Origin of the sequence: Acinetobacter sp. YH12068_T (assembly GCF_024606005.1) — a bacterium.
Lineage (GTDB): Bacteria > Pseudomonadota > Gammaproteobacteria > Pseudomonadales > Moraxellaceae > Acinetobacter > Acinetobacter amyesii.
Map to the genome: position 1 here is coordinate 942,493 of NZ_CP094555.1, position 26,229 is coordinate 968,721.

At 40.1% G+C, this 26,229-nt stretch carries 20 protein-coding genes, 2 tRNA genes and 3 pseudogenes; 15 read left to right on the forward strand and 10 right to left on the reverse strand.

Annotation, left to right across the window (positions count from 1 at the left end; translation table 11 throughout):
- Positions 1-166: 166 nt before the first annotated feature.
- Entirely contained in the window at positions 167-901 is a 735-nt protein-coding gene (locus MST18_RS04650) for a hypothetical protein (protein ID WP_180076754.1), read from the reverse strand.
- Positions 902-1,096: 195 nt separating this feature from the next.
- On the opposite strand from MST18_RS04650, the gene MST18_RS04655 reads away from it, so the two are divergent.
- Complete coding sequence (locus tag MST18_RS04655; RefSeq protein ID WP_078191335.1) at positions 1,097-1,603, forward strand: hypothetical protein; 507 nt, start codon at positions 1,097-1,099, stop codon at positions 1,601-1,603.
- Between the two features lie 93 nt (positions 1,604-1,696).
- Here MST18_RS04655 and MST18_RS04660 read toward each other — a convergent pair whose 3' ends face one another.
- The 4 genes from MST18_RS04660 to MST18_RS04675 all read right to left on the reverse strand — a co-directional run bounded on the left by MST18_RS04660 (position 1,697) and on the right by MST18_RS04675 (position 6,083).
- On the reverse strand, positions 1,697-3,037 hold the full coding sequence (locus MST18_RS04660; RefSeq protein WP_180132946.1) for a CitMHS family transporter: 1,341 nt from the start codon (positions 3,035-3,037) through the stop codon (positions 1,697-1,699).
- Positions 3,038-3,300: 263 nt separating this feature from the next.
- Positions 3,301-3,579: a hypothetical protein gene (locus MST18_RS04665; protein ID WP_078192154.1), complete on the reverse strand. Its 279-nt coding sequence runs from the start codon at positions 3,577-3,579 to the stop codon at positions 3,301-3,303.
- Positions 3,580-3,632: 53 nt separating this feature from the next.
- Positions 3,633-4,961: a hemolysin family protein gene (locus MST18_RS04670; protein WP_078192153.1), complete on the reverse strand. Its 1,329-nt coding sequence runs from the start codon at positions 4,959-4,961 to the stop codon at positions 3,633-3,635.
- A 129-nt stretch (positions 4,962-5,090) separates the two neighbouring features.
- Positions 5,091-6,083, reverse strand: coding sequence for a LysR family transcriptional regulator (locus tag MST18_RS04675; protein ID WP_078191331.1), 993 nt, complete (start codon positions 6,081-6,083; stop codon positions 5,091-5,093).
- Positions 6,084-6,766: 683 nt separating this feature from the next.
- On the opposite strand from MST18_RS04675, the gene MST18_RS04680 reads away from it, so the two are divergent.
- A complete protein-coding gene (locus tag MST18_RS04680; RefSeq protein ID WP_078192152.1) occupies positions 6,767-8,371 on the forward strand; it encodes an isocitrate lyase in 1,605 nt (534 codons plus the stop codon).
- 141 nt (positions 8,372-8,512) lie between these two features.
- Here MST18_RS04680 and MST18_RS04685 read toward each other — a convergent pair whose 3' ends face one another.
- Positions 8,513-8,887: a diacylglycerol kinase gene (locus tag MST18_RS04685; RefSeq protein WP_180083798.1), complete on the reverse strand. Its 375-nt coding sequence runs from the start codon at positions 8,885-8,887 to the stop codon at positions 8,513-8,515.
- Positions 8,888-9,148: 261 nt separating this feature from the next.
- Between MST18_RS04685 and MST18_RS04690 the strand changes: the two are divergent.
- The 3 pseudogenes from MST18_RS04690 to MST18_RS04700 form a co-directional block, all read left to right on the forward strand.
- A pseudogene (locus MST18_RS04690) lies at positions 9,149-9,991 on the forward strand (MBL fold metallo-hydrolase); the annotation flags it as partial.
- A gap of 138 nt (positions 9,992-10,129) precedes the next feature.
- Positions 10,130-10,267: pseudogene (locus MST18_RS16615) on the forward strand (hypothetical protein); the annotation flags it as partial.
- Between the two features lie 96 nt (positions 10,268-10,363).
- Positions 10,364-10,504: pseudogene (locus tag MST18_RS04700) on the forward strand (hypothetical protein); the annotation flags it as partial.
- A gap of 161 nt (positions 10,505-10,665) precedes the next feature.
- Here MST18_RS04700 and MST18_RS04705 read toward each other — a convergent pair.
- A complete protein-coding gene (locus tag MST18_RS04705) occupies positions 10,666-11,853 on the reverse strand; it encodes a glycerophosphodiester phosphodiesterase (RefSeq protein ID WP_180132938.1) in 1,188 nt (395 codons plus the stop codon).
- 276 nt (positions 11,854-12,129) lie between these two features.
- Between MST18_RS04705 and MST18_RS04710 the strand changes: the two genes are divergently transcribed.
- From MST18_RS04710 to MST18_RS04720, 3 genes are all read left to right on the forward strand, one after another.
- Positions 12,130-15,240 (forward strand): multidrug efflux RND transporter permease subunit, encoded by a 3,111-nt coding sequence (locus MST18_RS04710; RefSeq protein WP_180132937.1) that lies wholly within the window; start codon positions 12,130-12,132, stop codon positions 15,238-15,240.
- A 229-nt stretch (positions 15,241-15,469) separates the two neighbouring features.
- Positions 15,470-16,810, forward strand: a complete 1,341-nt coding sequence (gene mgtE, locus MST18_RS04715) for a magnesium transporter (RefSeq protein ID WP_078192148.1) — start codon at positions 15,470-15,472, stop codon at positions 16,808-16,810.
- 80 nt (positions 16,811-16,890) lie between these two features.
- Positions 16,891-17,481 (forward strand): DUF4112 domain-containing protein, encoded by a 591-nt coding sequence (locus MST18_RS04720; RefSeq protein WP_180132936.1) that lies wholly within the window; start codon positions 16,891-16,893, stop codon positions 17,479-17,481.
- 160 nt (positions 17,482-17,641) lie between these two features.
- Here MST18_RS04720 and htpX read toward each other — a convergent pair whose 3' ends face one another.
- Both htpX and MST18_RS04730 read right to left on the reverse strand, forming a co-directional pair.
- The gene (htpX, locus tag MST18_RS04725; protein WP_078192146.1) at positions 17,642-18,547 is read right to left on the reverse strand and encodes a protease HtpX; all 906 of its coding nucleotides are present in this window, start codon (positions 18,545-18,547) and stop codon (positions 17,642-17,644) included.
- 133 nt (positions 18,548-18,680) lie between these two features.
- Positions 18,681-19,544, reverse strand: coding sequence for a lytic transglycosylase domain-containing protein (locus tag MST18_RS04730; RefSeq protein WP_180126366.1), 864 nt, complete (start codon positions 19,542-19,544; stop codon positions 18,681-18,683).
- Positions 19,545-20,041: 497 nt separating this feature from the next.
- Here MST18_RS04730 and ttcA point away from each other — a divergent pair, with 497 nt between their 5' ends.
- Entirely contained in the window at positions 20,042-20,971 is a 930-nt protein-coding gene (gene ttcA, locus MST18_RS04735; RefSeq protein ID WP_180132935.1) for a tRNA 2-thiocytidine(32) synthetase TtcA, read from the forward strand.
- Between the two features lie 222 nt (positions 20,972-21,193).
- The gene (locus tag MST18_RS04740) at positions 21,194-21,577 is read left to right on the forward strand and encodes an SCP2 sterol-binding domain-containing protein (protein WP_180008384.1); all 384 of its coding nucleotides are present in this window, start codon (positions 21,194-21,196) and stop codon (positions 21,575-21,577) included.
- A 76-nt stretch (positions 21,578-21,653) separates the two neighbouring features.
- Here the strand turns inward: MST18_RS04740 and MST18_RS04745 are convergent, their stop codons facing one another.
- Entirely contained in the window at positions 21,654-22,766 is a 1,113-nt protein-coding gene (locus tag MST18_RS04745; protein ID WP_180132934.1) for a transglycosylase SLT domain-containing protein, read from the reverse strand.
- A gap of 365 nt (positions 22,767-23,131) precedes the next feature.
- Here MST18_RS04745 and greB point away from each other — a divergent pair, with 365 nt between their 5' ends.
- From greB to MST18_RS04770, 5 genes are all read left to right on the forward strand, one after another.
- Entirely contained in the window at positions 23,132-23,629 is a 498-nt protein-coding gene (greB, locus tag MST18_RS04750; protein WP_180132933.1) for a transcription elongation factor GreB, read from the forward strand.
- 83 nt (positions 23,630-23,712) lie between these two features.
- Positions 23,713-23,802, forward strand: a tRNA-Ser gene (locus tag MST18_RS04755).
- 230 nt (positions 23,803-24,032) lie between these two features.
- Positions 24,033-24,122, forward strand: a tRNA-Ser gene (locus MST18_RS04760).
- Between the two features lie 166 nt (positions 24,123-24,288).
- Positions 24,289-25,041: a class II aldolase/adducin family protein gene (locus MST18_RS04765; RefSeq protein ID WP_180074387.1), complete on the forward strand. Its 753-nt coding sequence runs from the start codon at positions 24,289-24,291 to the stop codon at positions 25,039-25,041.
- 115 nt (positions 25,042-25,156) lie between these two features.
- On the forward strand, positions 25,157-26,224 hold the full coding sequence (locus tag MST18_RS04770; protein ID WP_180113920.1) for a 4-phosphoerythronate dehydrogenase: 1,068 nt from the start codon (positions 25,157-25,159) through the stop codon (positions 26,222-26,224).
- The last annotated feature ends 5 nt before the right edge of the window (positions 26,225-26,229 follow it).

Sequence of the window (26,229 nt, forward strand, 5' to 3'; positions counted from 1 at the left end):
TGCGCAATAATAGAGGACGAAATGGACCTTGGCAAGTGTATTTGATGGTGTTTGTTTTAAAATCAATCAATTCATGCATATAAGTTGAAAATATTCAAAAATATTGATGTATTGAATGACATTTTGAGCAGTGAATTAAAGTTTTTTTCACTACACCAAAGTCAACTTATTTCATTAACTCATCAAGATAATGTTCAACATTTTGGTGCTTTAGCTTTTTACATAGCTGATTTTCCTGATGTAGCATTTGTATGTGCAAATTTTGGAACTGTGTAAAGCGCTCAGATAACTGTTTATGATTTGCTTGATTTGGATTGCTGAGTGTTAAACGTAATTTTGCTTTAAGCATTTGTTTATACGACCAATAAGCAATACGACGTGTCTCTTGCAGAAAATAGTATTCTTGGGTGTTACTTCCACCTTTGAATAGATTTTCTTTATAAAAACGCACAAAGCCGAAACTCATGGCGAAAAAGAACAATACAGATTGAACGAAGGTGCTTTGTAAAAAGGCGATATTGAGTAATTGTAATAAAATCACGATCGCAAGTCTGAATGGCGTATTCTTCAAACTTTGATACAGGGACATTGAACTGTGTTTGATTTGCTTGATGACTAAGGGCACAACCAGCATGAAAAACAGCATAATACTCAGTACAGCAATACCATGAGCTCGAAACTCACTCATATCAGGAAAATACAGTTGCACTGCATGACCAATACTCATGCTCAAAGAAATAAAAATTATCGCCGCCAAAACCCAAGGAATGAGTTCTTTGAGTTCGTCTAAAATGCCTTGAGTTTTCAGTTGGCTATAAAATAAATAATTATGTTTAAAGGCTGCTGGATATTGCTGTTTCAGTTGTTGAAGGTAAAGCGCAGCCTGTTTCTTTTGAGTCATATTGTGACGTTAATATTAAAGCGTGAAAATAATATAGTTGATTTCGATATTTTTAACAGAACTTTTTTCTAAATCATGTTGTATATCTGAACATTATAAGAGAAATCGCAATTTCTATAGTGAAGGTCGCAGTTTTCATCCTTCTTTTATGCGAAAATACATACTTATTGAATATTAAGTTTTTATAGGCAGTTTATGACTGATCATTCTCCTGAAACATTAAGCGATATCGAAATTCTAGACATTCTTCAGTCGATGAAATCAGATGTTTTAAATACTGAAGCAAATGAAGTGATTCGTAGTGGGGGGAAAGCTGGTCGTCAAGAGGCTCATAAACAAGCTTTGGTGAAATTAAATCAAGCATTTGAAGATAAATTTGTTGAAGCTGTGACTCTGGCTTTAGGCTTAAATGAAGGCCAAAGTAAAAAAATTCGCTATAAGAAAGACCGTATCCGTATTTTGAAAGTTCGTGGAATTGATTATTTAGCGATTGATGGTGCTGAAACTGCACAAGTATTGTCACAAGTTGCACAAGCAATTGTACGTGAAGACGCAACGGTGACTCATGACCTGCATAATATTTTCCCATTTTGGAAAGAAGGCTGGCCAATGGTGCAATTCGACAATGTTTATAAAATTTTAGAAGATGATATTCGCATTCATTATGAAGCAGTTCTAGAAGCATTAATTTCAAAGCATTAATTACTACAAATGAACCTGTGAGTGTAAAGCACTGGCTAGTTCTATTGTTAAGCATAAAAAAGCACCTGATGGTGCTTTTTTATCTTTAAAATTTTAAGTTAAGCTCGAATAAAACGGAAACATTCCAAAGATTAGACCCGCTGCTAACATGACAAAACACGTGATCACAGCCCAGATAATGGTAAATTTCTGATGTTGTCCAAACTCGATACCCGCAAGTCCACAGAGTAAATAGGTCGAAGGGACAAGTGGAGAGAGTAGGTGTACAGGTTGCCCTACGATGGAGGCACGTGCCATTTCTACAGGTGCAATTCCATAATGAGCTGCTGCATCTGAAAGAATTGGCAAAACCCCAAAATAGAAAGCATCATTCGACATAAAGAAAGTCATCGGCATACTGATGACAGCGGTAATCGGTGCTAAATAGGGACCCATACTTTGAGGGATAATCGCCACAAGCTCTTTTGACATGGCTTCTACCATACCTGTTCCGGCTAAAATTCCCGTAAAAATACCTGCAGCAAAAATAATACCGACCACGTTTAAAGCACTACCTGCATGGTGTGCGATTAACTTTTTTTGCAAGTCGACATTTTTGTAGTTGACGACTAGCGCAATACATAAAGCCACCATGAATAAAATAGGCATAGGTAAAATACTAAAAACCAGACAAATCATCAGAACGACGGTTAACAGTGCATTAAACCAACGTAGATCTGCGCGGTTGGCTTCTGGATTATCGGAGATTTGAATGTTTTCACCATGACTGATATCCAATTGGACAATTCCCAGACGCTTTCTTTCCATTCGACCATACATGGTTCCCAAAAAGTACAACCAGCCGATGGCAAATAGCATCGGTAAAACCATCGGAACAAAAACATCACTTGGGTCGACATGAAGTGCGCTGGCGGCGCGGGCTGTAGGCCCACCCCAAGGTGTAAGATTCATAATTCCACTAGAGAGCATAATCAAACATGCCATAATCAGTGGGCTCATACCTAAGCGCTTATAGAGTGGCAGCATGGCCGCAACACAGATCATATATGTTGTAGAACCATCTCCATCCAAAGAGACAATTAACGTCAGGGTAATGGTTCCAAGAACGACTTTTAAGGGATCACCTTTGACCATTTTTAAAATAAATTTCACCGAAGGGTCGAACAATCCGGTATCAATCATGATGGCAAAATACAGAATCGCAAAAAGCAGCATGATGCCAGTCGGTGCAAGTTTTTTTACACCTTCAATCATCATGTCGCCAATTTCATTTATTTGTATGTGTGACAAGCTGTCAAAATAAAAACCAAGTAACCACGCAATCAAGGCAAAAAGTAGGGGGATTAAAGTCAGTGCGACAAGTGGGCTTAAGCGTTTCGACATGATCAAATACATAAAGCACAAGATCATGCCCAAACCGAGTACGGTTAACATGGTTCATTCCTTTGAAATATAAAGCTGTTTTTAAATCCAAGGGCAGAGCATAAAGAGAAATTTCATCAGTCAAAACAAAGGTGAGAAAATGTGAAATACATCACTATTTTGATGAAAAATAGTCATTAATAATGAAGGTATTAGGGAAGAGGGATTTTTTGATTTATTTTAATTTTTATTCAAAAAAGTGGTCTGTTTACATTTATTCAACATCTGTAGAGAACTGTAAATGCTGTGCAGATCCAGTTTAATCACAATAAGTCTTAAGCAAAAATAGACAGTAGCGTCCGAATCGGCCAACTAAAAAATCGGAACCAAAAAATTAAGGGATTATAAAAAAACAGACCAAAACGCATGGTTTCGTCATATTGTTGTCGACCGCGTTCATAAGGATAAGGCGTTAAAAACCAAGCAGTGACGATCAGTGCAACACCGAGCAATAGAAATAAAGGTTGCGGATGAGCTTTGAAAAAATAATAGACTAAATAAGCCCCAGTATAAAAACTAAAGCAAGTCAAAATCGCTTTAAGTGAAAAAGACATCGTTGTTATTCCATCGTATTTTTATTTTATTGTTTAAAAAAAGAAGAATCGAATTAATCCGATTCTTCTGGTGTATCCAGTTCAGTCTCAGCCTGTTGTAAGCGGGTCACTAATAATTGGTCAATTTTAAAGTGGTCTACATCCACAACTTCAAATTTGTAGCCATGATATGTAACAAAGTCCGCTGGACGTGGAATTTTACGTAGTTTAAACATCATAAAGCCCGCAAGGGTTTCATAGTTTTCTTCATCCGGCATTTCATCTAGAGCGAGTGCATGTTTTAGATCTTCGATTGGTGTACTGCCATCGATAAGCCAAGAATCTGCATCTCGTTTAATAATTTGTTGCTCTGCTTCAATCGGTGTTACCCAGTCGCCCATCACGGTAATCATAATGTCGGAGAGGGTAATAACGCCGACAACCAACGCATATTCGTTAATTACAACGGCAAATTTTTCTTTGGTTGAGCGGAAGCGGTCGAGTAACTCGGACAGTGTTAAGGTATCTGGAATCGTGAGAACATTACGAATAGTATTTTCGTTGAGCTGTAGAAGTGACTGATTGTTGAGGATTCGAACCAAAATATCTTTGGCATCCACATAGCCAATCACGTCATCAATATTTTCACTACAGACCAAAAACTTAGAATACGGAAATTCAGCGAGTTTTTGACGAATACTGGCTTCAGATTCTTTGAGGGTAAAGTACACCACGTTTTCACGTGTGGTCATACTTGAAGGGACGTTACGTTCTTCCAGCTCAAATACGTTTTCAATAAAGTGGTGTTCTTGCTTTTGAAGTACACCAGCTTGAGCACCGGCATCCATCACGGCTGAAATGTCGTCAAAGGTAATATTGTCATCACGTGTTGTATTCACTTTGAATAAACGAAATAACAAATTGGCAATGGCATTAATCACCCACGCCATTGGCTTACACACTTTAATAAAGATTTGAATCGGGTCAACAACAGCAACGGCAATTTTTTCAGGTGCGATCATCGCCAAACGTTTTGGCATCAAATCAGCAAATAGAATGAATAAGGATGTGACTAAAGTAAACGACAGGGTGAAACCGATAGTTTCAGTCCACGGGCCCTGATAAAAACGAGTGACTAAGCTAATGAAGTAAGGACGAAAAGCACCTTCACCCAAAATACCGCCAAGAATTGCCACAGCATTTAAGCCAATTTGTGATGCGGCGAAAAAGTCTGCTGAGTTGGCTTGTAAGTCAAGCACACGTTGTGCACGTGAATCTCCAGATTCAGCCAAAATTTTAAGTTTTACTTTTCGTGCACCCGCAAGGGCAATTTCTGTTAATGAAAGAAAACCCGCACCGACGATCAGGAGAATAATAATGACAATATTTTGGAAAAGGCTCACGAATACACCTGTTTGTGATTCATTCTATTTTTCTGTATTTCTAACACAAAAATGGGCAAGGTAGTAGTCTTAACTACTACCTATATAGTGACAGTATACGTTTGAATTAATAAGGAATTAAAGAATTAATTACTGATACTGTGAAAACTGAGAGTTATTCATTAAGTATTCGCGGTTTTCTTCTTCAATCATTTGACGTGCAACATACAAGATAAGTTGACGTAACCAGCGATGAGCAGGGTGATGATGAAGTAATGGACACCAAGCCATTTTTAATTCAAATTCAGGAATATAGAATGGTGGATCGCGAAGTAATAGGTTTTGACTTTTGGCTTGAAGGCGAGCGATACGGCTTGGCAGAGTCGCAACCAAATCAACATTCGAGGCCAATAAGCCAGGCATTTGATAATGACGAGTAAAAACTGAAATTTTACGTTTTTGGCCAATACGTTCTAGAGCCTGATCAATCCAACCTAGACCCGCTTGTTTTTCAGGATTGACACCAAAACCGACACCCATACCTGTTTTAGATACCCAAATGTGTTGTGCATCTAGATAGCTCTTCAGGTTTAAATTATTTGCAGCAGGATGCTTGGCATTTAAAAGGCATGAAAAACTGTCACGCCAAACCAAAACTTGGTGGAAACTTTGCGGAATTTCATTAAAGCGGTTAATCGCCAAGTCGACTTTACCTTGTTCCATATCTCGATAAGACACATCACTAGGCGTTAAAAAATCGAGAACCACATTGGGTGCTTCTGAGCGCAAAGCTTTTACTAGGCGCGGCACCAGTGTTGCTTCAGCATAATCTGAAGTCATGATGCGGAAGACACGATTTGAGGTGTAAGGGCGGAACTCGGTACGGGGTTCCAAAATCATCGAAAGGTCAGAAAGTGCATCACGGATACGTGGCTGTAATTCAAGCGCACGTTCTGTAGGTGTCATACCTTCTGAAGAACGAATAAGAAGTGGATCATTAAATAAGTTGCGTAGACGACGTAAAATATTACTCATCGCGGGCTGAGTTACACCCAGTTGCTCGGCAGCACGAGTCACATTTTTTTCACGAAGAAGTACATCAAGATAAATTAATAGATTGAGATCGACCCGCTCCAGATTCATAAAATAAATACCGACAATAAAATCATGAAATTTATCTGATTATGCCATAACTACTAAGGCTTGTGTAAAAAATGGATGAAAAAATGACGTGTACTATTGTACTAAAATTCGGCAGTTTTAAGACAAATTCGCTTAAGCGACAGCACATATTTCTTAAACACTTATTACCTGTTTAGAACGATATTTTTAAATAAATATAATAAAAATACGTAGCAATTTTGATTATGCGAAGTGATGTTCATAAAACAAAAAAATTAGATGAAATATCTCATTTGCATGATCATTTGAAGACAGAATAACCAAGTATTTAGCTCGGTAAATTTGGGCAAAAATGGCGTAAAAAATGTTGTTTTTTTTAAAAGTGAATGCTCAGTCGACTTAAGTCTAATGAAGAATAATTCATCAGAGTGTTTGTAAAATAGACAAAAAAATCAGCCAAATTTATTGATAAAATTATTTAAATACAAATACTTCTGAATATTGGTTAATTATTATAATACGACTTTAATCTACATATTTTTTAAATAAATACTGAAAATTAATGCAGAATATTGGATTAATTTTTTTAGTCAATCTACTCTGTGTCTATCGCAACGAAGTGTTCTAAATCTGAACAATCATTCGAGGGTATGATTTTAGCCTTACGTTGCAGAAAAATCCTAATATTATTACAGGAACATATCATGTCTACATACTTAACAGCGATTGATGCAATCCGTGAATTAAAAGCAAAATTCGGAAGCACTTGGCGCGATATTAGCCCAGAAGATGCTGCACGTATGCAAATGCAAAACCGTTTCAAAACTGGTTTAGACATTGCGAAATATACAGCTGCAATTATGCGTCGTGATATGGCTGCTTATGATGCTGATTCTAGCAAATACACTCAATCATTAGGTTGCTGGCACGGTTTTATCGCACAACAAAAAATGATTGCGAACAAAAAATACTTCGGTACAACTGAACGTCGTTATATCTACCTTTCTGGTTGGATGGTTGCAGCTCTTCGTTCAGAATTTGGTCCACTTCCTGACCAATCTATGCACGAAAAAACTTCAGTTCCTGCATTGATCGAAGAAATCTACACTTTCCTTCGCCAAGCTGATGCGAAAGAATTAAACGACTTATTCCGTGCGCTTAAAAAAGCAAACGAAGCAGGTGATACTGCTAAAGCTGCAGAAATCACTGCTCAAATCGACAACTTCCAAACTCACGTTGTGCCAATTATTGCGGACATCGACGCTGGTTTCGGTAACGAAGAAGCGACTTACTTACTAGCTAAGAAAATGATCGAAGCGGGTGCTTGTGCACTACAAATCGAAAACCAAGTATCTGACGCTAAACAATGTGGTCACCAAGCTGGTAAAGTTACAGTTCCACACGAAGACTTCATCGCGAAAATCCACGCTCTTCGCTATGCATTCTTAGAAATGGGTCTTGATGACGGTATCATCGTTGCTCGTACTGACTCTGAAGGTGCTGACTTGACTCAAAAAATCCCAGTGGTTAAAGAGCCAGGCGACATCGCTTCTCAATACATCAGCTACTTAGACACAACTGAAATTGACATTTCAGAAGCTCAAGAAGACGAAATCCTAATCAAGCGTAACGGTAAACTTCACCGTCCAAAACGTCTTGCTTCTGGCTTGTACCAGTTCCGTCCAGACACGCAAATCGACCGCGTTGTACTTGACTGTGTATCTAGCCTTCAAAATGGTGCGGACCTTCTTTGGATCGAAACTGCGACTCCAAACGTTGAAGAAATTGCTCACATGGTTAACCGTGTACGTGAAGTTGTTCCAAATGCGAAACTTGTTTATAACAACTCTCCATCATTCAACTGGACATTAAACTTCCGTCAACAAGCGTACGATCGTTGGGTTGCTGAAGGTAAAGACGTATCTGCATACGACCGCGCTAAATTAATGAGCGCTGAGTACGACAACTCTGAATTGGCTGCTGAAGCTGACGAAAAAGTTCGTACATTCCAAGCAGATGCTTCTCGTGAAGCGGGTGTGTTCCATCACTTAATTACACTTCCGACTTACCACACAGCTGCACTTTCTACGCATGAACTTGCTCAAGGTTACTTCGGTTCTGAAGGTATGTTGGCTTATGTTGCTGGCGTACAACGTAAAGAAATCCGCGGTGGTATTGCATGTGTGAAACACCAAGCAATGGCTGGTTCAGACATCGGTGACGACCACAAAGAAATCTTCGCTGGTGACAACGCGCTTAAAGCGGGTGACGATGCGAAAAACACAATGAACCAATTCGCTGCTCACTAAGCATTGAACTGATTCGAAAAAAAGCCCAGCGAAAGCTGGGTTTTTTTTATGGCTTTAAAATCTTCTTAAATCCATTTATTGAAGTGTGTCGATATAAAAAAGCAGGGCATAACCCCGCAAATATAATGAGACTCCCTTTATTTAAGGCAAAAGGATAATTAACCAAGTAAAAAAAATAATTGCTAAAGCGACAAATTGAGCTGCACTTCCCATATCTTTGGCAATTTTAGAAAGTGGGTGCTTGTCTAAAGATACCCGGTCGACCACGGCTTCAATAGCAGAATTGAATAACTCAACAATTAAGGCAAATAAACACACCACTACCATAAGGGCATGTTCAACACGACTCACATCGAGTAAGCAACTGGTGGGAATAAGCACAATATTCATCCAGACAATTTGTCGAAATGCAGCTTCATTTTGATAAGCAGCTTTGAATCCGTCGAGGGAATATTGCGTTGCATTAAAAATTCGTTTAAGTCCAGATTTACCTTTAAACGGGGAAATTTCACTCATAGTACTGTACAGACGTATAGATTTAAAAACTGGCGAAAATATAGCATGCCAAGCTTAAAGTTTTCTTGCATTCAGCTTTTATTTTATTAGGCCTAAAAGTTTAGGATGATTTACATATGCCTGTATCAAGTTAGTGCTAAGTTTATCCAGTATGAGACTTAAAATTTGCCTGAATTTCAGGCACAATACAGACGTTTAAAATTTTTAATTTTGAAGCATTTGCTTCATTGCATGAAATAATAAAAGTGATATAGGTCAACAATGAAAAACTTTAGTTTTGCTGTGCTTGCAGCAACACTTTTAACCAGCCAGTTTGTCAGTGCAGAGCCGGCATTTATTCAAACGGAAATCAAAACGAATGTGACTCAGCCCGTGGGATTTTATCCTTTCCAAGTGGGTGCGTATAAAGTCATTGCTTTAAAAGATGGGACACTCGAATTAAGTCCTGATTTGTTTAAACAAAACTTAACTCCAGAAGAAGTCAGTGCCTTATTTCAAAAGCTTGCGGTTGATCAGAGCAAAGGCATACAAACCAGTGTCAATGCCTACCTGATTGATGATGGACAAGGCGGCATCAGTCTTGTCGATAGTGGTGCAGCCAGTTGTTTTGGTCCGAACTTAGGTTCTATTGCACAAAATATTGAAGCCGCTGGCTATAAGCTTAATCGTGTACGCAGTGTATTCTTAACCCATTTACATCCAGATCATGCATGTGGCATTGCGAAACAAGGCAAGGCCGTGTTTCCAAATGCAACGGTTTACGTCAATGAACAAGAAAGTCAGTATTGGTTAAGTGAAAACACCGTTGACACTTTAGCTGCCGAAAAACGTGACGGTTATTTAGCAACTGTTGCAAAAATTAAAGCTGCGATTGCGCCTTATCAGACCATGCGGAGTTTTAAGACTTTTAGCGTTGGTTCGGTGATTAATGGATTAGAAGTACTACCGAGTGTTGGGCATACACCAGGGCATTATTCTTTTATCTTAAAGTCGCAAGCTAAAAGTTTTGCTATCCTCGGTGATGTGGTTCATTCGTATCATTTACAGTTTGAACAACCCAAGTTATCTGTCGATTTTGATGTCGATCCGGTCAAAGCCAGTGAAACTCGTTTAGCAATTTTTAAACGTTTTGCTCAAGAGCAAACCTTTGTTGCATTTGCACATTTACCATTTCCCGGTATTGGTAAAATAAGTGAAATGAATGATGGTCAGTTCCGTTGGAACCCGCTAAATTTAGCTCCGACAGCTCCGACAGCTCCGACAGCTCCGACAGCTCCGACAGCTCCGACAGCTCCGACAGCTCCGACAGCTCCGACAGCTCCGACAGCTCCGACAGCTCCGACAGCTCCGACAGCTCCGACAGCTCCGACAGCTCCGACAGCTCCGACAGCTCCGACAGCTCCGACAGCTCCGACAGCTCCGACAGCTCCGACAGCTCCGACAGCTCCGACAGCTCCGACAGCTCCGACAGCTCCGACAGCTCCGACAGCTCCGACAGCTCCGACAGCTCCGACAGCTCCGACAGCTCCGACAGCTCCGACAGCTCCGACAGCTCCGACAGCTCCGACAGCTCCGACAGCTCCGACAGCTCCGACAGCTCCGACAGCTCCGACAGTTCCGACAGTTCCGACAGCTCCGATAGCTTCGACAGTTCCGACAGCTCCAGCACCTCAGCCAGTGGCAACGCAGTCAGCCGCAGAATATTTGGCAAACCCACTTTAAGATTTCCGTTTAACAATAAAAAAGACGCCTTGGCGTCTTTTTTCATTTTAGGAAAATTAGGGCTTTTGCAGTTGTGTTAAGGTTTTACGCGCCAGTCCCGGATCATCTGCAAATACACCATCTACACCAGCTTTATAGAAGTTTTCAAATTCTTTGGCCGCCCCCGTATCACAGCGTTCTGTCGCCACAGAGCTACATTTTAAATAGTCAGGTAAAAAACCATTTTCAGGTCTGAGCGTATAAGGATGGACTTTCAAACCAGCAGCATGGGCATCTTTGACAAAAGTAGTTTGTTTAAATTCAGTGTTTGAAAAAATATAGGTTTTACTTGGACCTACACCATCTGCATATTTTGCCACTGATTTTAGGCCTTCTGCAGTGGCTAAACTTGCATAATTTTGAGGTGAGCTTTGTTGCTGTAAGTCACCCGGTATGGCAGTTGGGCTATCTAATAATTGAATAATTTTGCCATGTTTGAGGGTTTTCTTTTGCGTGAGTTGATCACGTAAGTATTTAAGATTGGTGGTTTCAAAAGACTGTAAATATACAGGCGCGATATCACGTGTATAACTGTATTTGGCAAGCGTGGTGAGTAAACGATCTTCCATGGCTAGATTTTGCTGTTGGAAAAATGTTGGATGCTTGGTTTCAATATATAAACCAACAATTTTTCCAGTTTTTTTATAATGAGCTTCGGCAAGTTCAATGATTTGTTCGAGCGTTGGGATGCTGTATTGATCATTATATTGAGTGTTATTAGGGCGATATTGAGCAATACGCTCACGTGCTTTTACATTTTGAGTCAGTTCATTCAAATTAAAGTCTTCCGTAAACCATCCTGTATAGTCGATACCATCGATTTTTTTGGTGGTTTTTCGATCCGCAAATTGTGACAGCGTACTAATATTGGTTGTCCCTGAAATTTCACTTTCATGGCGCGCAACCAGATAGCCATCCTTGGTTGGCACTAAATCGGGTTCGATAAAATCCGCACCATCGTCAATCGCTTTTTGATATGCGGCAAGGGTATGCTCAGGTCGCAAAGCACTGGCACCGCGATGCCCAACAATGACAAAACCTGTATCAGGCAAAACAGGGGGCTTGGTGGCATGGGTTTTATCGTCATCCGAATTACATGCAGATAAACCAAAAACGCTAAAAAGGAGCAGTGAAGACACGCCCCATGAGGATTTTACTTTACTTGTTGTCGCTATATTCAACTGCTTTGTTAATTGTTTTTGCATGGCTGCCTCGGCATCTTTTTATATAAATGAATGATGTTGCAGGCATACATTGCAGGGCAGTGGCTAAGACTTCATGACAGAGGCGGTTTTGTCACATAAATTTACTAAAATAGCTGAAATGGAGGCTCTCCATATTTTCTACATATTTCGCTTCAAGCAAGGTTTTTATGTAGTCTAGGCTTGTAATCAAGCACATTGTGATTGATTATCAATAAGATTTTTTGAAAAAATCAATCAACACATTTTATTTCATTAATTGAAAAGTGACATGGACTGATGCTGTCTAAGTTTTTTATTTATCGACCGATTTTTGCAGGTGTCTTGGCGATCATCGTCATGGCGCTCGGGCTATTTGCTGTGCTCAATTTACCGGTAGAGCGCTATCCAGATATTGCACCACCACGAATTACGGTCAGTGCAAGTTATAGCGGTGCGTCAGCAGAAACAGTCGAGGAAAGTGTCACACAAGTTCTTGAGCAACAAATTAAAGGAATTGATCATCTTTTATATTTTAGTTCAAGCAGCGACTCTTCAGGTCGAAGCCGGATCAGCATCAGTTTTGAAAATGGCACTGACCCAGATACCGCTCAAGTACAAGTACAAAATGCCATAAATGGAGTAATCAATCGGCTGCCTGAAGATGTGCAGCGCCAAGGGGTAAATGTCTATAAATCTTTGGGTGATACCCATATGGTTATCGGCCTCTATGATGAGACTGGCAAGAGTTCGAATATCGAACTTGGTGACTATATGATGACTCATCTAGAACAGGACATTGCTCGAATTGAGGGTATTGGTGAAGTCGATGTTTTTGGTTCGCAATTTGCCATGCGTATTTGGCTCAACCCACTGAAGTTAAAGCAATATAGCCTTATGCCCAGTGATATCCGTGCGGCTGTTGAATCACAAAATACGCAGGTTGCAGCCGGAGCCGTAGGTGAATTGCCGAGTGTATCGGATCAATATCTCAATGCAAAAGTCACTTCAGGTTCACGTTTAAAGTCAGTTGAAGAATTTGAAAATATTATTGTCAAATCTGCACGAGATGGCAGTTTTGTCTATTTAAAAGACGTTGCACGTGTTGAATTGGGTGCGGAAAATTATTCAGGGGTCAATACCATTAATGGATATCCATCTTCAGGGATGGGGATCTCATTGGCTTCTGGGGCAAACGCACTTGAAACCTCTGCCTTAATTAAGCAAGAAATTGAACAGTTAGCGAAGCAATTACCAGCCGGTTATAAAATTGTTTATCCTCGGGATAACACACCATTTGTACAAGAATCGATTAAAGAAGTGGTGAAAACATTATTCGAAGCCGTTTTATTGGTGGTTTTGGTGATGTTTATCTTCTTACAAAATTGGCGAGCAACGCTGATACCTGCGATTACCGTGCCTGTGGTGATTCTAGGGACTTTAGCGATTTTATATGCTTTGGGCATGACCATTAACACGCTCACATTGTTTGCATTGGTATTGGCCATCGGTCTGTTGGTCGATGATGCGATTGTTGTGGTGGAAAACGTCGAACGTTTAATGCATGAACAACAGTTAACAGCAAAACAAGCAGCCATCGAGTCGATGCATGAAATTAGTGGGGCATTAATCGGGATTACTTTGGTATTAACCGCTGTATTTATTCCCATGGCGTTCTTTGGTGGTTCAACGGGCGTGATCTATAGACAATTTTCCATCACACTTGTGGCTGCAATGGGCTTGTCACTGATGGTTGCGCTGATTTTAACCCCTGCATTATGTGCCTTAATTTTAAAACCCAATCCGAAACCACAGCGCTGGGCGATTTGGTTTAACGCCAAATTAGAGATTTTAAAAACCAAATATTTGACACTTGCAAAAGCCACGGTTCGTTATCGCTTATGGACGGTGGTTTTGTTTGCGGGGCTCATTACGGTATTTGCTTTGTTTTATCGTGCTTTGCCGACCAGTTTTATTCCTAGTGAAGACCAAGGTATTTTGAGTGTGCAACTTAAATTACAAGAAGGTGCACCGATGTCGAAAAGTCGTGAGGTCGGTGAACAAATTCGGCAGTACTTTTTAACTGAAGAAAAGCAAAATGTTGATTTGGTGATGATTCGTTATGGACGAAATTTTTCTGGTACGGGTCAAAACTTAGGGCAAGGCTTTATTGCACTGAAGCATTGGGATGAACGTTCAGGACAACACAATTCAGCGCAAGCGATTCGTGAACGTGCTATGAAACATTTTAAAAAATTTAACAATGCACAAATCAATGTCAGCATGCCGTCCTCTGTCAGTGGCCTTGGGCAAACCGATGGTCTGGAATTTTGGCTGCGAGATATGAATGGTGAAGGCCGTGCTTATCTCGATGCGCAATTTAAAAGCTTGCAAGAAAAATCTTCACAATTCAGCAGTTTCGAAAATTTAGACAAACGCTCAAACCCCGATAAAGCCGAACTAAAAGTGGATATTGATCAAAAACAAGCTATGGCCTTGGGGTTAACTCAAAATGCGATTAATAGCACCATGAGTAGTGCATGGAGCGGTAGCTATATCAACGATTTTATCGACCGTGGGCGCATTAAACGCGTCATGATGCAGGCAGATGCCGAATTCCGTTCTAAACCAGAAGATTTAGCTTATTGGCATGTACGTAATGACCAAAATGAAATGATTCCATTTAGTAATTTTTCAACCATTGGTTGGAGTGGTGGTCCAGAAGTTGTTAACCGTTTCATGGGCTATACCGCATTACAAATGGAAGCGGATACAGCCAAAAATGTCTCAAGTGGACAAGCCATGCAGGATGTTAAAGCTTTAGTTGATCAAGTGCCGGGTGTGGACGTGGCATGGAGTGGGTTATCCTTTGAAGAGCAAAAATCAAGTCATCAAGCGTTTTGGCTATATTTGGTCTCGATTGGATTTATTTTCCTCTGTCTCGCTGCCCTATATGAAAGTTGGAGTATTCCAACAGCAGTCATGAGTGCGATTCCACTTGGGATAGGTGGTAATATTTTGTTTAGCTACATGGCCGGTTTTCCAAATGACATCTATTTCCAAATTGCTCTACTGACAACAATTGGTTTGTCCTGTAAAAACGCGATCTTGATTGTAGAGTTTGCAGCGATGGCACAAGAAAAAGGCAAACATGTAATCGAAGCTGCAATGGAAGGCGCAGCACTTCGTTTACGTCCTATTTTGATGACCTCTTTGGCTTTTGGTGCGGGAGTGGTTCCTTTAGTTCTTGCTTTTGGTGCAGGTGCAGCCAGTCGCCAAGAGATTGGGGGGAGCGTACTCGGTGGGGTAATATTCGGTACGGTTTTGGTGCTGATCTTTATTCCGTTTATGTATGTATTGATACGGACTCTATTTAAGCCCAAGTCTGTTAAAAGAAACATAAGTGATTAAATTGTTTAGGTTTCATTGTAAAGGTTGAGAAATGTAACAGTTTTTCGTAGTATTGCTGCGCGTATAAGCGGTTTGATGAGGATTAAATCCCTAAATGGACAGGCACAGTTGTCAGATACACCAAATTTCAAACATATATATTTACCAACATTATTATGTGGGTTCATTCGGCAAATAAAATAAGAGCCGTTGCGGCCCTATTACATAGGTTGGGTAATAGGGGGCGAGCATGAGCTACAACAACTTTTTATATCTTTTAAATGATGCATTAAGCAAGCAAGATATTGCATTGGCATTAGACTCTGTTAAAACGTTTAAAGCCGCAGATTTGGCTGATATTTTGGCACAATTACCTTTAGAGAATAGTCAAAAGCTGCTACTGCATCTTCCTGCACGCGCCTATGTATTTTCATATCTCAAACCCGAAGAACAAGTAAAATTTGCACGCGGTTTAACGCGAACAGACTTGGCTGAAATTATGGGCGAAATGCCTTCAGACAAGCGTGTCGATTTATTTAAATGTTTAGATCACGAGCAGCAAAATACTTTATTGCCTGCATTGGCACAGGCCGAGCGAGAAGATATTCGGCAGCTCTCTTCTTATGTAGAAGGTACGGCAGGGGCCATCATGAGCTCCGAATATGCCACCCTAAAACCGAATATGTCGGTAAAAGATGCCATTAAAATGTTGCGTTATGAGGCACCGGATTCGGAAACCATTTATTTGGCCTATGTACTTGATGAAGCAAGAAAGCTGCTGGGTGTTTTATCGCTCAAACAATTAATACTTGCCGAAGAACAAAGCAATATTAGTGATTTAATGGCGACCGATATTATTTTTGCATATTTTGACAGCGATCAGAATGAAGTAGCCAAAACCATTGCTCGTTATGACTTACTGGCATTACCCATTATAGATCATGCCGGTGTGATGGTGGGTATTGTGACATATGATGATGCAATGGATGTGGCCAGTGAAGAGGCAACAGAAGATTTTTTAAAATCTGGTGCTGTCGATGCATCATCTAAATTGAGTCTTAAATCTGCCCCGATATTGCAACTCTATCAAAAACGGGTGTATTGGCTGGTATTTCTTGTTTTTGGCAGTTTGTTATCCGGGATTGGCATTGCACATTTTGAAGACGTTATTGCCGCAAATATTGTATTGGTTTTCTTTTTGCCCTTATTGGTCGGCAGTGGTGGAAATGCCGGCTCTCAATCTGCAACGCTGATGGTGCGTGCATTGGCAACGGGCGATGTACATTTTAGGGACTGGTTTTACTTGCTGGGACGTGAAAGTTTGGTTGCCCTGTGTCTGGGCGGAACCATGGCCATTGCTGTATCTATTTTAGGCTACTACCGTGGTGATGCAACCGTGGCCTTGGTCTTGGCACTGAGTATGATGGGTATCGTATTGCTCGGTTGTTTAATTGGCATGAGTTTGCCTTTCATACTCAATAAGTTAAAGTTCGATCCTGCAAGTGCTTCTGCACCCTTGGTAACCTCGATTTGTGATGCGACAGGCGTGGTGGTGTATTTGATGATTGCTTCACAATTGCTCAATTTATAGAGATTAGCATTTTGCTACAGATTGAAGACTTCTAATATGTTTTAATCTCAGTGATTTACACGGTTTTTATTGGATAAAACATGACTGAACCATTAAAACAAAAAATGTCAAAGCAAGAAGTCATTTGTCTTGAACGCGATCTCGCAAAGTTTGCCAATATGATGGACTCCGTGGTTCGGATTCCATTTACTCGACAAGGGGTAGGTGCGGACGCAGCGTTGAGTACCATTCCCGTAGCTGGTGATATCGCAGGATTTGTCTTGACCTGTTATGCCGTCTATAAAGCTAAACAGATTGGCGTACCACAAGCCAAATTAAATGGTGTGATGAAACTCGCAGTTATAGATGCTGTCGTGGGGTTTATTCCTGTTGCAGGGACGATCTTTGATGTGTTTATTCGACCGAGCCGTAAAGCTTTAGATGTTGTACATACGCACATTCGTGAAGAATATCAAATCAGTACAGATCAACATGTGGTACATCCGTTTTTACATGAAAAATTAGAACAGAAACAACAGCAATCTGCTTTTTGGCGCAACCCTGTGGTTGCATGGATATGGATCCATATCCCAGATATACTCGGGATGATTTTCTTATTAGTCTTTATCTTTGCAATTTATATGGGTGGTTCATTGCTTTGGCAATGGTTAAAGGCCAATGGAGTATTGTAGATAGAAATGCCTTGTTGCTTGTACGCGATCACTGAGAGGCTATTCAATTGAAAGATCGTTCAGCTGAAAGATTATTGATAAGACAGTAAATGTTCGGAAAAATTAGACTTAAAAAAGCCTCCATAGGGAGGCTTTTTTACGACATACATTAGATGCTCGATTATGGGCAATCTAATTGTTGTAATGCCGCAACACGTTGTTCAATCGTTGGGTGTGTTTGGAACAAAGCAGCTAAACTGAAACCTTGTTCTTGACCCGCAGAAATTGCAAAGGCTTTCATTTCTTTTGGCATTTGATCTGGCATTTCAGATTCTGCTTGTAAACGTAACAGGGCAGAAATCATCGCTTGTTTACCTGCTAAACGCGCACCAGCTTCATCGGCACGGTATTCACGGTAGCGAGAGAACCACATCACAATGGCAGACGCTGCGATACCAAAAACAATATCTAATACAATCGTAATGACAAAATATGCGATACCCGGTGCTTCACCATCTTCACGACCAAAAACATTACGGTCAATGAAGTCACCTGCTACACGCGCAAAGAACATCACAAAGGCGTTGACTACACCTTGCACCAATGCAAGGGTTACCATATCACCATTGGCTACGTGACCAATTTCGTGAGCGAGTACGGCACGGAGCTCGTCTTTGTTCATACGCTCAAGTAGACCCGTAGAAACCGCCACTAAAGCATCATTTTTGTTCCAGCCTGTTGCAAAGGCATTTGACTGGTACGATGGGAAAATACCCACTTCTGGCATTTTGATACCAGAACGTTGTGCCAGTTGCGCAACTTCGTTAAGTAACCATGCTTCAGCTTGGTTACGTGGTGCATTAGGGTCAATCAGCTCTGTACCCGTGGTTTTCTTCGCCATCCATTTTGACATGAATAGTGAGATCATTGAACCCACCATACCGAACACAAAACAGATTACGAGCAAGTTGCCTAAATTTAAGCCGCCTGCACCGTGGTAACTACCGACACCGAAGAGTGACAAGATTATGCCAGCTACAACCAGTACCGCGAGGTTGGTTAGCAAGAACAAACCAATCCGCATCATTGGGTAAATCCTCTTATTATAGAAAAATGATCTGATTTACAAATAAAAATCATTAAACTCAATATGAGGTGAAAGTCTTAAAATTTCAAGGAAAAATTAGTAAAACAGATGCAATTTTACAAAATCAGTGAATTTATTCATTGAAATAAATACGCGCTGAAGCAGACGCATTTGCTGTGGCAAATGAACCTGAAGGTGCGTCGGTAAAACTACCATTGTCTGTTTGAATAATTTGACGCGCCGATGATTTAGCAACCGTAGGGGCAGCAGCATGATAATTATCCGAACTGGCAATAATCCGACCACTATTTGAAGCGATATTGGAATTGCTCGAACCTGATACACTTAAACTACCAGCATATAGGTTGTTATAGCGGCTAGTGACACGGCGGACATAATCTTGTGTTTCGCGAAAAGGTGGGATACCACCATATTTTGCGACATTGCCTTCACCTGCGTTATAACCTGCTAAAGCAAGAGACGTATTGCCATTAAAACGTTTCAGTAGCCAAGATAAATATCGAGCACCAGCCATAATGTTCTGATGAGGATCATAAGCATTTGTTACATTGAAGCGACGTGCTGTGGCAGGCATGAGCTGCATTAAACCTTGAGCCCCAACAGGTGAACGAGCATTAGTGTTAAAGCCTGATTCGGTATGCATCACCGCTTTGATTAGACCTTCGGAAACACCATGTTGGGCCGCTGCTTGTTTAATAATATTGTCAAAGGCATTTTTATTCCGACTATAACTAGGTAAGACAGACGCTTCATTTGAGCCCCAGTTACTATAACTATGGATATTACTGTCCGGATAGTAGGTTTTTTTTTCAACTTTTAGATTGCTATAGCGGCCTTGTTTATTGGTCAGTAACGTTGTGCCATTACTTTCACGCAATTGATAAATCGTTTGGCCGGCAAAAATGCTTGGTGCAGCTAAACTGATAGCCACACTTCCACTTAATAACAGCCCCAAAGTCCAAGTAATGTTTTTCATTTTATTGTGAAGAAAAATTCTGTCCCCAAACAGTTAAAGAGAGTTTATCAAAAAATAATTAGATGAAAAGGCTTCAAGGACTGATTTCTTCTTTACTTTGTAAAAATCAAGTCATTTTGATGATTCAATAATCAAAAAAAATATTTATTTTTTTTTAATGAGCTTAACTTGACACACCTAAGCTATTGATAATTAAATATTTATAAATTGATCAAAAAATGATCAATTTAAATAAAAGCCTTAAAATAAGGGCAGCTCACCTTGTCAAGTCATTTAGAATCCACAAAGTTATCCACAGCTTTTGTGGACAACTGTGGAAAAGTCCAAAAGATAAGCATTTGGGCTAAAAAATGAACTGTACCGTATAGAATATTGCACTGAAGATTACGTGATCATGACAGTATTTCTACTTTTTTCGGAAATTACATTCTTTTGATGCGAGAAGTCTGCGAATCGGATAAAATTGCGCGGTATTTTTTTTTAGGTTTAACTCGTCTATGTTCTCGCCAGTTGAGTCCGAACAAGGATTTAATTTCAAACCAGAACTACCAACTAGCTCTGCGTATTATCGTCTATTGAAAAAGCTACGCCGTCAGGTCGGTCATGCCATTCGTGATTTTAAAATGATCGAAGAGGGTGACAAAGTGATGGTCTGTATTTCAGGCGGTAAAGACAGTTATACCTTGCTCGACATTTTGTTGCAGTTTAAGCGTATTGCGCCGATTAATTTTGATGTGGTTGCGGTCAACCTTGACCAAAAACAGCCGGGTTTCCCTGAAGACGTATTGCCACGTTATTTAGAAGAAAACAAAATTCCGTATTACATCTTAGAAAAAGATACTTACAGCATTACCAAACGTTTAACACCAGAAGGTAAAACGTACTGCGCAGTGTGCTCGCGTCTACGTCGTGGTTCGTTATACGGCTTTGCTCAAGAAATTGGGGCGACGAAAGTGGCTTTAGGTCATCACCGTGATGATATTTTGGCGACGTTCTTTTTGAACTTGTTCCATGGCGGCAGCTTAAAAGCCATGCCACCGAAATTATTGTCTTCTGACAAAAAGAACATTTTGATTCGTCCACTGGCTTATGTGGAAGAAAAAGACATTATCAAATATGCAGAAATGCGTAAGTTCCCAATTATCCCGTGTAATTTGTGTGGTTCTCAGGAAAACTTACAACGTGCGATGCTAAATGACATGCTGCGTACTTGGGATAAAGAATTTCCAAAACGTTTACACAGTATTTTTGGTGCGTTGCAAAATGTATCACCTTCACAACTGGCTGACCGTGAGTTATTCGACTTTGAAGCCCTGGATGAACAACGCGAATTTGATTTTAAAAATAACGAAAGTTGTTCAACTGAAGAAGGTGAGTCAGAAAGCAAACGCATTAATATGGTGAACTTAGGGTTTATGGCAGATTAAGCCGAAAACCTCATCACGCAAAAGGCATTCTACGGAATGCCTTTTTTATGCTTATGATTTTTCTCATTTTGTTATTAAACAGTTAAATATTGAACGGCGCGTACAAAAAACTTTAGCCTTTTCACAAATGATCATGCTATAACAAACCTCAAGCAAAATATGCTTGCACTGATGTTGTCCGGAACGTCAACACACACGAACAAAATAAATTGAGGAAAGATCATGCCTGCTTTTTTAACTGATGATTGGTTTTCAACTGTAGAAACTCTGACAGCTCAAGCTGGTGATTTAAACTTACCACCTGCATTGGCTAATCTTGCAATTAACCTTGTGGTTGCTGACGCTGCAGGCAATACTGAATTGTCATTAGACGGTGGTGCAATTAAAAAAGGTTTATCTTCAAATGCGAAAACAACTTTGAACATGGATGCCGAAACTTTACGTAAGGTATTCCTTGAGTTTGATATGGCTGCAGCGATGCAAGCGTTTATGACGGGCAAAATAAAAGTACAAGGTGATATGTCACAATTGATGGCATTACAAACAGCAAAACCAAGTGCTGAGCAAAAAGATTTGTTCAAAAAAGTACTTGAGCAAACTGCTTAAGTCTAAAACGAAAAAAGCTTACCTAAAGGTAAGCTTTTTTTTGTGCGCTCACATGTAAATGTTAGGTGGATGTATATTAGATATTCACCAGTTGTGGTGTGGATTTAATATGTTCCAAATAAGCACGAATACGCGTGACATATTGCACAGCTTGACGATAACGACCATTGCTGGCCTTGTTACGGTCTAGATAAGCATATAAATTCACCCACTTATTTGGGTTTTTACCCTGAGATTGGATGCGCTTTTGAATCTGACTTACAGCACCAGGACCCATGTTATAAGCCACTAAGGCATACCAATTACGATCTGGGTATGGAATGTTACTATAACGGTTTAGCATTTGGTCATAGTACTTTGCACCACCTTGAATGCTTTGAGTCGCATCTGTACGGTTGCTCACACCCATGGCTTTTGCTGTACTGTTGGTCAGCATCATAATGCCACGAACACCCGTTGGGGATACCGAGTCAGGTTTGAGATAAGACTCTTGATAACCAATCGCTGCCAATAAATGCCAGTCTAGGTCGTATTGCTTGGCCGTGTTTTTAAAACTTGCCTTATAGATCGGCATACGTTTACTTAAATCACGTTGAATCACATTCCAAGAATCTTGTTTGACCACATTACGGTTGTAAAACGATGCCAACTGTCCAATTGCGCCATTTTGTTTGGCACGGCAAATAAAACCACTCGCGGTTTGGCTTAGTGGATCATCTGCATTTTTAAATACCCAGTTTAAGTTGCTGTTTAAACCATTCTTTTTCAAAGAAACGGTATCACCACAACTGGCTGAAAATGACGTCAAATGCTTGGCTTCAATGGTACTCATTTCGGCAGTGGTCATAGCAAAATTGGCTTGACCTTTGGCAACCATTTTTAAAGCAGTGGCATTGTCATTCACTGTTTTAAAATCTAATTGAACATTTAAACTTTCTGCATAGTTACGTGCAAGGTCGTAACCAAAACCATGTCGATGTTTACCATCCTGAAAAACAATGGCAGGATTGGCAACTGCAACAACAGTGAGTTTATTACTGTTGACGACAGCATCATATTGATGTGCTGTTTTGCTGGCATTAATACTGTGAAAAGGAATTAAGATAGTACTAAGTGCAAGCGCTTTAAATGGGAGAGAGTTAAAAGAGTTAAGGCAAAGCCTCGACCCAGAAGTTGAACTACTGTGCATGTTGTCTCCGCTACAAGTAATTTATGCCCTAAAAAGCAAAGGCAAACAGGCCTCAGACTTTTTCAAGTTTGATAAATTCAATAAGGGTTGGGCAGTCATGACGTCATTCAAAAATGACTAGGGGTTTTTGGGAAATATGTAGAAAATCTACACTGGATAAAAATTAAACAAGCCTAAAAGATGTGCGCATAATAATGAGCAAAAAAATACTTGTCAAATTTTGTACGAAAAAATATTAAAATATGTAACATAAATAATTGATTTTGTTTGGGAATAAATTTTATATACTTTGCCTGTGTAGAAATGGAGGATAAAATAGGCATGTTTTGTAAAAATCAGCACTTGCTCAAGGCCTAAAAATCATCATGAAATCTAACTTAATTACCCGTGGTGGACACGATTTATTGGTCGCTGAACTTCAACATTTATGGCATGAAGAGCGACCTGAAATTACCAAAAAAGTGAACTGGGCGGCTAGTCTTGGAGATCGTTCGGAAAATGCGGATTATCAATATAATAAGCAATTGTTACGCAAAATTGACCGACGTGTACGCTACTTGGGAAAACGTTTGGAAGAGCTTCGTATTATCGATTACTCACCCGAACAAAAAGGGAAAGTCTATTTTGGGGCATGGGTTGATATTGAAAATGAAGACGGCGAACACAAAACGCTAAGAATCGTGGGGGTAGATGAAATTTATGATCATCATCCGCAACATATCTCAATTGATTCACCTATGGCTCGGGCACTCTTATCCAAGCAAGTGGATGATGAAGTCGAAGTCCTAACCCCGCTAGGAAAAAAATGTTGGTATATCAATTCAATTCGTTATGAAATGTGCGAAAGCACTGAAAGACAGTAAACTGCTCTTATTTTGTTCAAATGGATGTGTTTTTTACAAAATAATTTGCCATTGCTGAATTTTATTTATATGATGGCGGCCATGGAAGCGTGGCAGAGCGGTTTAATGCACCGGTCTTGAAAACCGACGAGGGCGCGAGTCCTCCGTGAGTTCGAATCTCACCGCTTCCGCCATATTCAAAAAACCCTGATGTTTTTAGCATCAGGGTTTTTTTATGTGCGTAAATTGAGGTAATGCAATTAGCCTTGACCTCAATTCAATAAATTTTGATTGAGCTTCTATTTTTCAGCTCGAAGCCAAAATTTTACAATCGCCTAAATTTTGTATGAACGATTCGCCAAGTGTTCAAAATGAGGCAAAATAATTTGCCAATCTGAATTTTTATTTATATGATAGCGGCCATGGAAGCGTGGCAGAGCGGTTTAATGCACCGGTCTTGAAAACCGACGAGGGCGCGAGTCCTCCGTGAGTTCGAATCTCACCGCTTCCGCCATATTCAAAAACCCCAATGTTTTACATTGGGGTTTTTTTATTGCCTAAATTTTTGAATAGTTTTTTTTCTACAGGCGAAGTTGATATACAGCATGAATATGACATGCTATTAATTATTCACAATAAACAGAAAACAAGATTAATCGATTTAGAAAAGGAATTCATCCATGCAAAAACCAGAGCTTATTCATGAACTGGAATGGCAAGCGCGTTGTCAATTGGCGGCACTGTATCGCTTGGTGGCTTATTATAAAATGACCGACTTAATTGATACCCATATCAGCCTGCGTTTAGGTCATGAACCTGAGCATTTTTTGATTAATCGCTATGGTGTGACCTTTGACAAAATGACAGCTTCTGATTTGGTCAAAATTGATCATGAAGGAAAAATTATTGAAACTTATGATGCAGGGAAGATGGTGAATGTCGCCGGCTTTGTAATTCATTCGGCCTTACATCATGCGCGTGCAAATATTAATTGCGTTATTCATACGCATACTGCAGATGGCGTGGCAGTTTCTGCACAGGAACATGGATTATTGCCAATCTCACAACATGCGTTAAAGTTCTATCAGAACATTGCTTATCATGAATATGAGGGTATTGCCTTTTCAACTGAAGAGCGTGAAAGACTGGTACAAGATATGGGGCATTATCGTTGCATGATTTTACGCAATCACGGCTTGCTTGCGACTGGAGATAGTGTGGCACGGGCATTTCATGAAATTTACTTTTTAGAACGGGCTTGTCAAATTCAAGTAAAAGCGTTGTCGAGTGCTACATTGCATTATCCGAGTCCGAAGGTTTGTGAACATACGTTGCAGCAGTTTGAAAATCCGATGGCCGAGCCCATTATTCAAGCGGCTTGGCAGGCGGCCTTGTCTTTAATTGAAGATCAGCACTCAGATTATTGTCGTTAATATAATTTTCTATCATTTAGCTTATAAAAAAATGGCGCTATGCTTTATGTGCAGAAGAATAGTCATGGCATGAGCAACGCGTTATCATGTTCGTAGTGGAATTATGAGATGAACTATGAAAATCGTTGCAGATGAAAATCTGGCATTTACTGAGTATTTTTTTACCGAATTTGGTGAAATAAAGCAAGCGGCAGGTCGAACATTGACCCATGAGGATGTCAAAGAAGCCGATGCATTATTGGTACGATCAGTGACTCAGGTAAATGCAGAATTAATTCAACAGACCGCACTCAAATTTGTCGGTAGTGCTACGATTGGAACAGATCATTTAGATATTAATGCTCTAGAAAAGCAGGGCATTGCTTGGTCAAATGCCGCAGGTTGTAATGCACAAGCGGTTGCTGAATATGTGATTACTGCATTGCTCTTCGTTAAACCTGAATTATTGAATGCAAATGAACAATTTACCTTGGGCATCGTTGGCTTAGGTAATGTCGGTTCACGTTTGGCCGTCATGGCAGAATTATTCGGTTGGAATGTCATTGGCTATGATCCATTTGTGCAATCTGATCATGTGAAACAAGTTGAATTTGCAGAACTGTTAAAAAAAGCAGATGCGATTAGTATCCATGTGCCACTAACTAAAGTGGGGGAATATCCAACCTATCATTTAATTAATGCTGCTGCACTTGCCGTTATGAAGCCTTCAGCGATTTTGATTAATTCCGCGCGTGGGCCCGTGGTCGAAGAAGCTGCCTTAATTGCCGATATTCAACAAACTCAGCGTAAAGTGGTCTTAGATGTTTTTGAACATGAGCCAGAGATTTCAGTAGCATTGTTGGATTTAATTTACGTGGTGACACCCCATATTGCAGGCTATAGCTTGGAAGGTAAAGCACGTGGCACACAGATGATCTATGAAGCATTCTGTCAAACTTTCAATCAACCGATAAATAAAGCTTTTGAAAGTCAGTTGCCCGTCTGTGAGCAGTATTTTACTGGTGCTGACTTTAAGACGGTATTACAGCGTTATTTAAAAGATATTTATGATATCGCTCGTGATGATGCCAACTTACGTGCTTGCCTAAAAGACGGCAAGGTGGATCAAAAAGCCTTTGATTATTTACGTAAAACCTATCCTTTACGCCGTGAATGGGCTGCGCATGGAGGCCCAGCAGCATGAGTCAG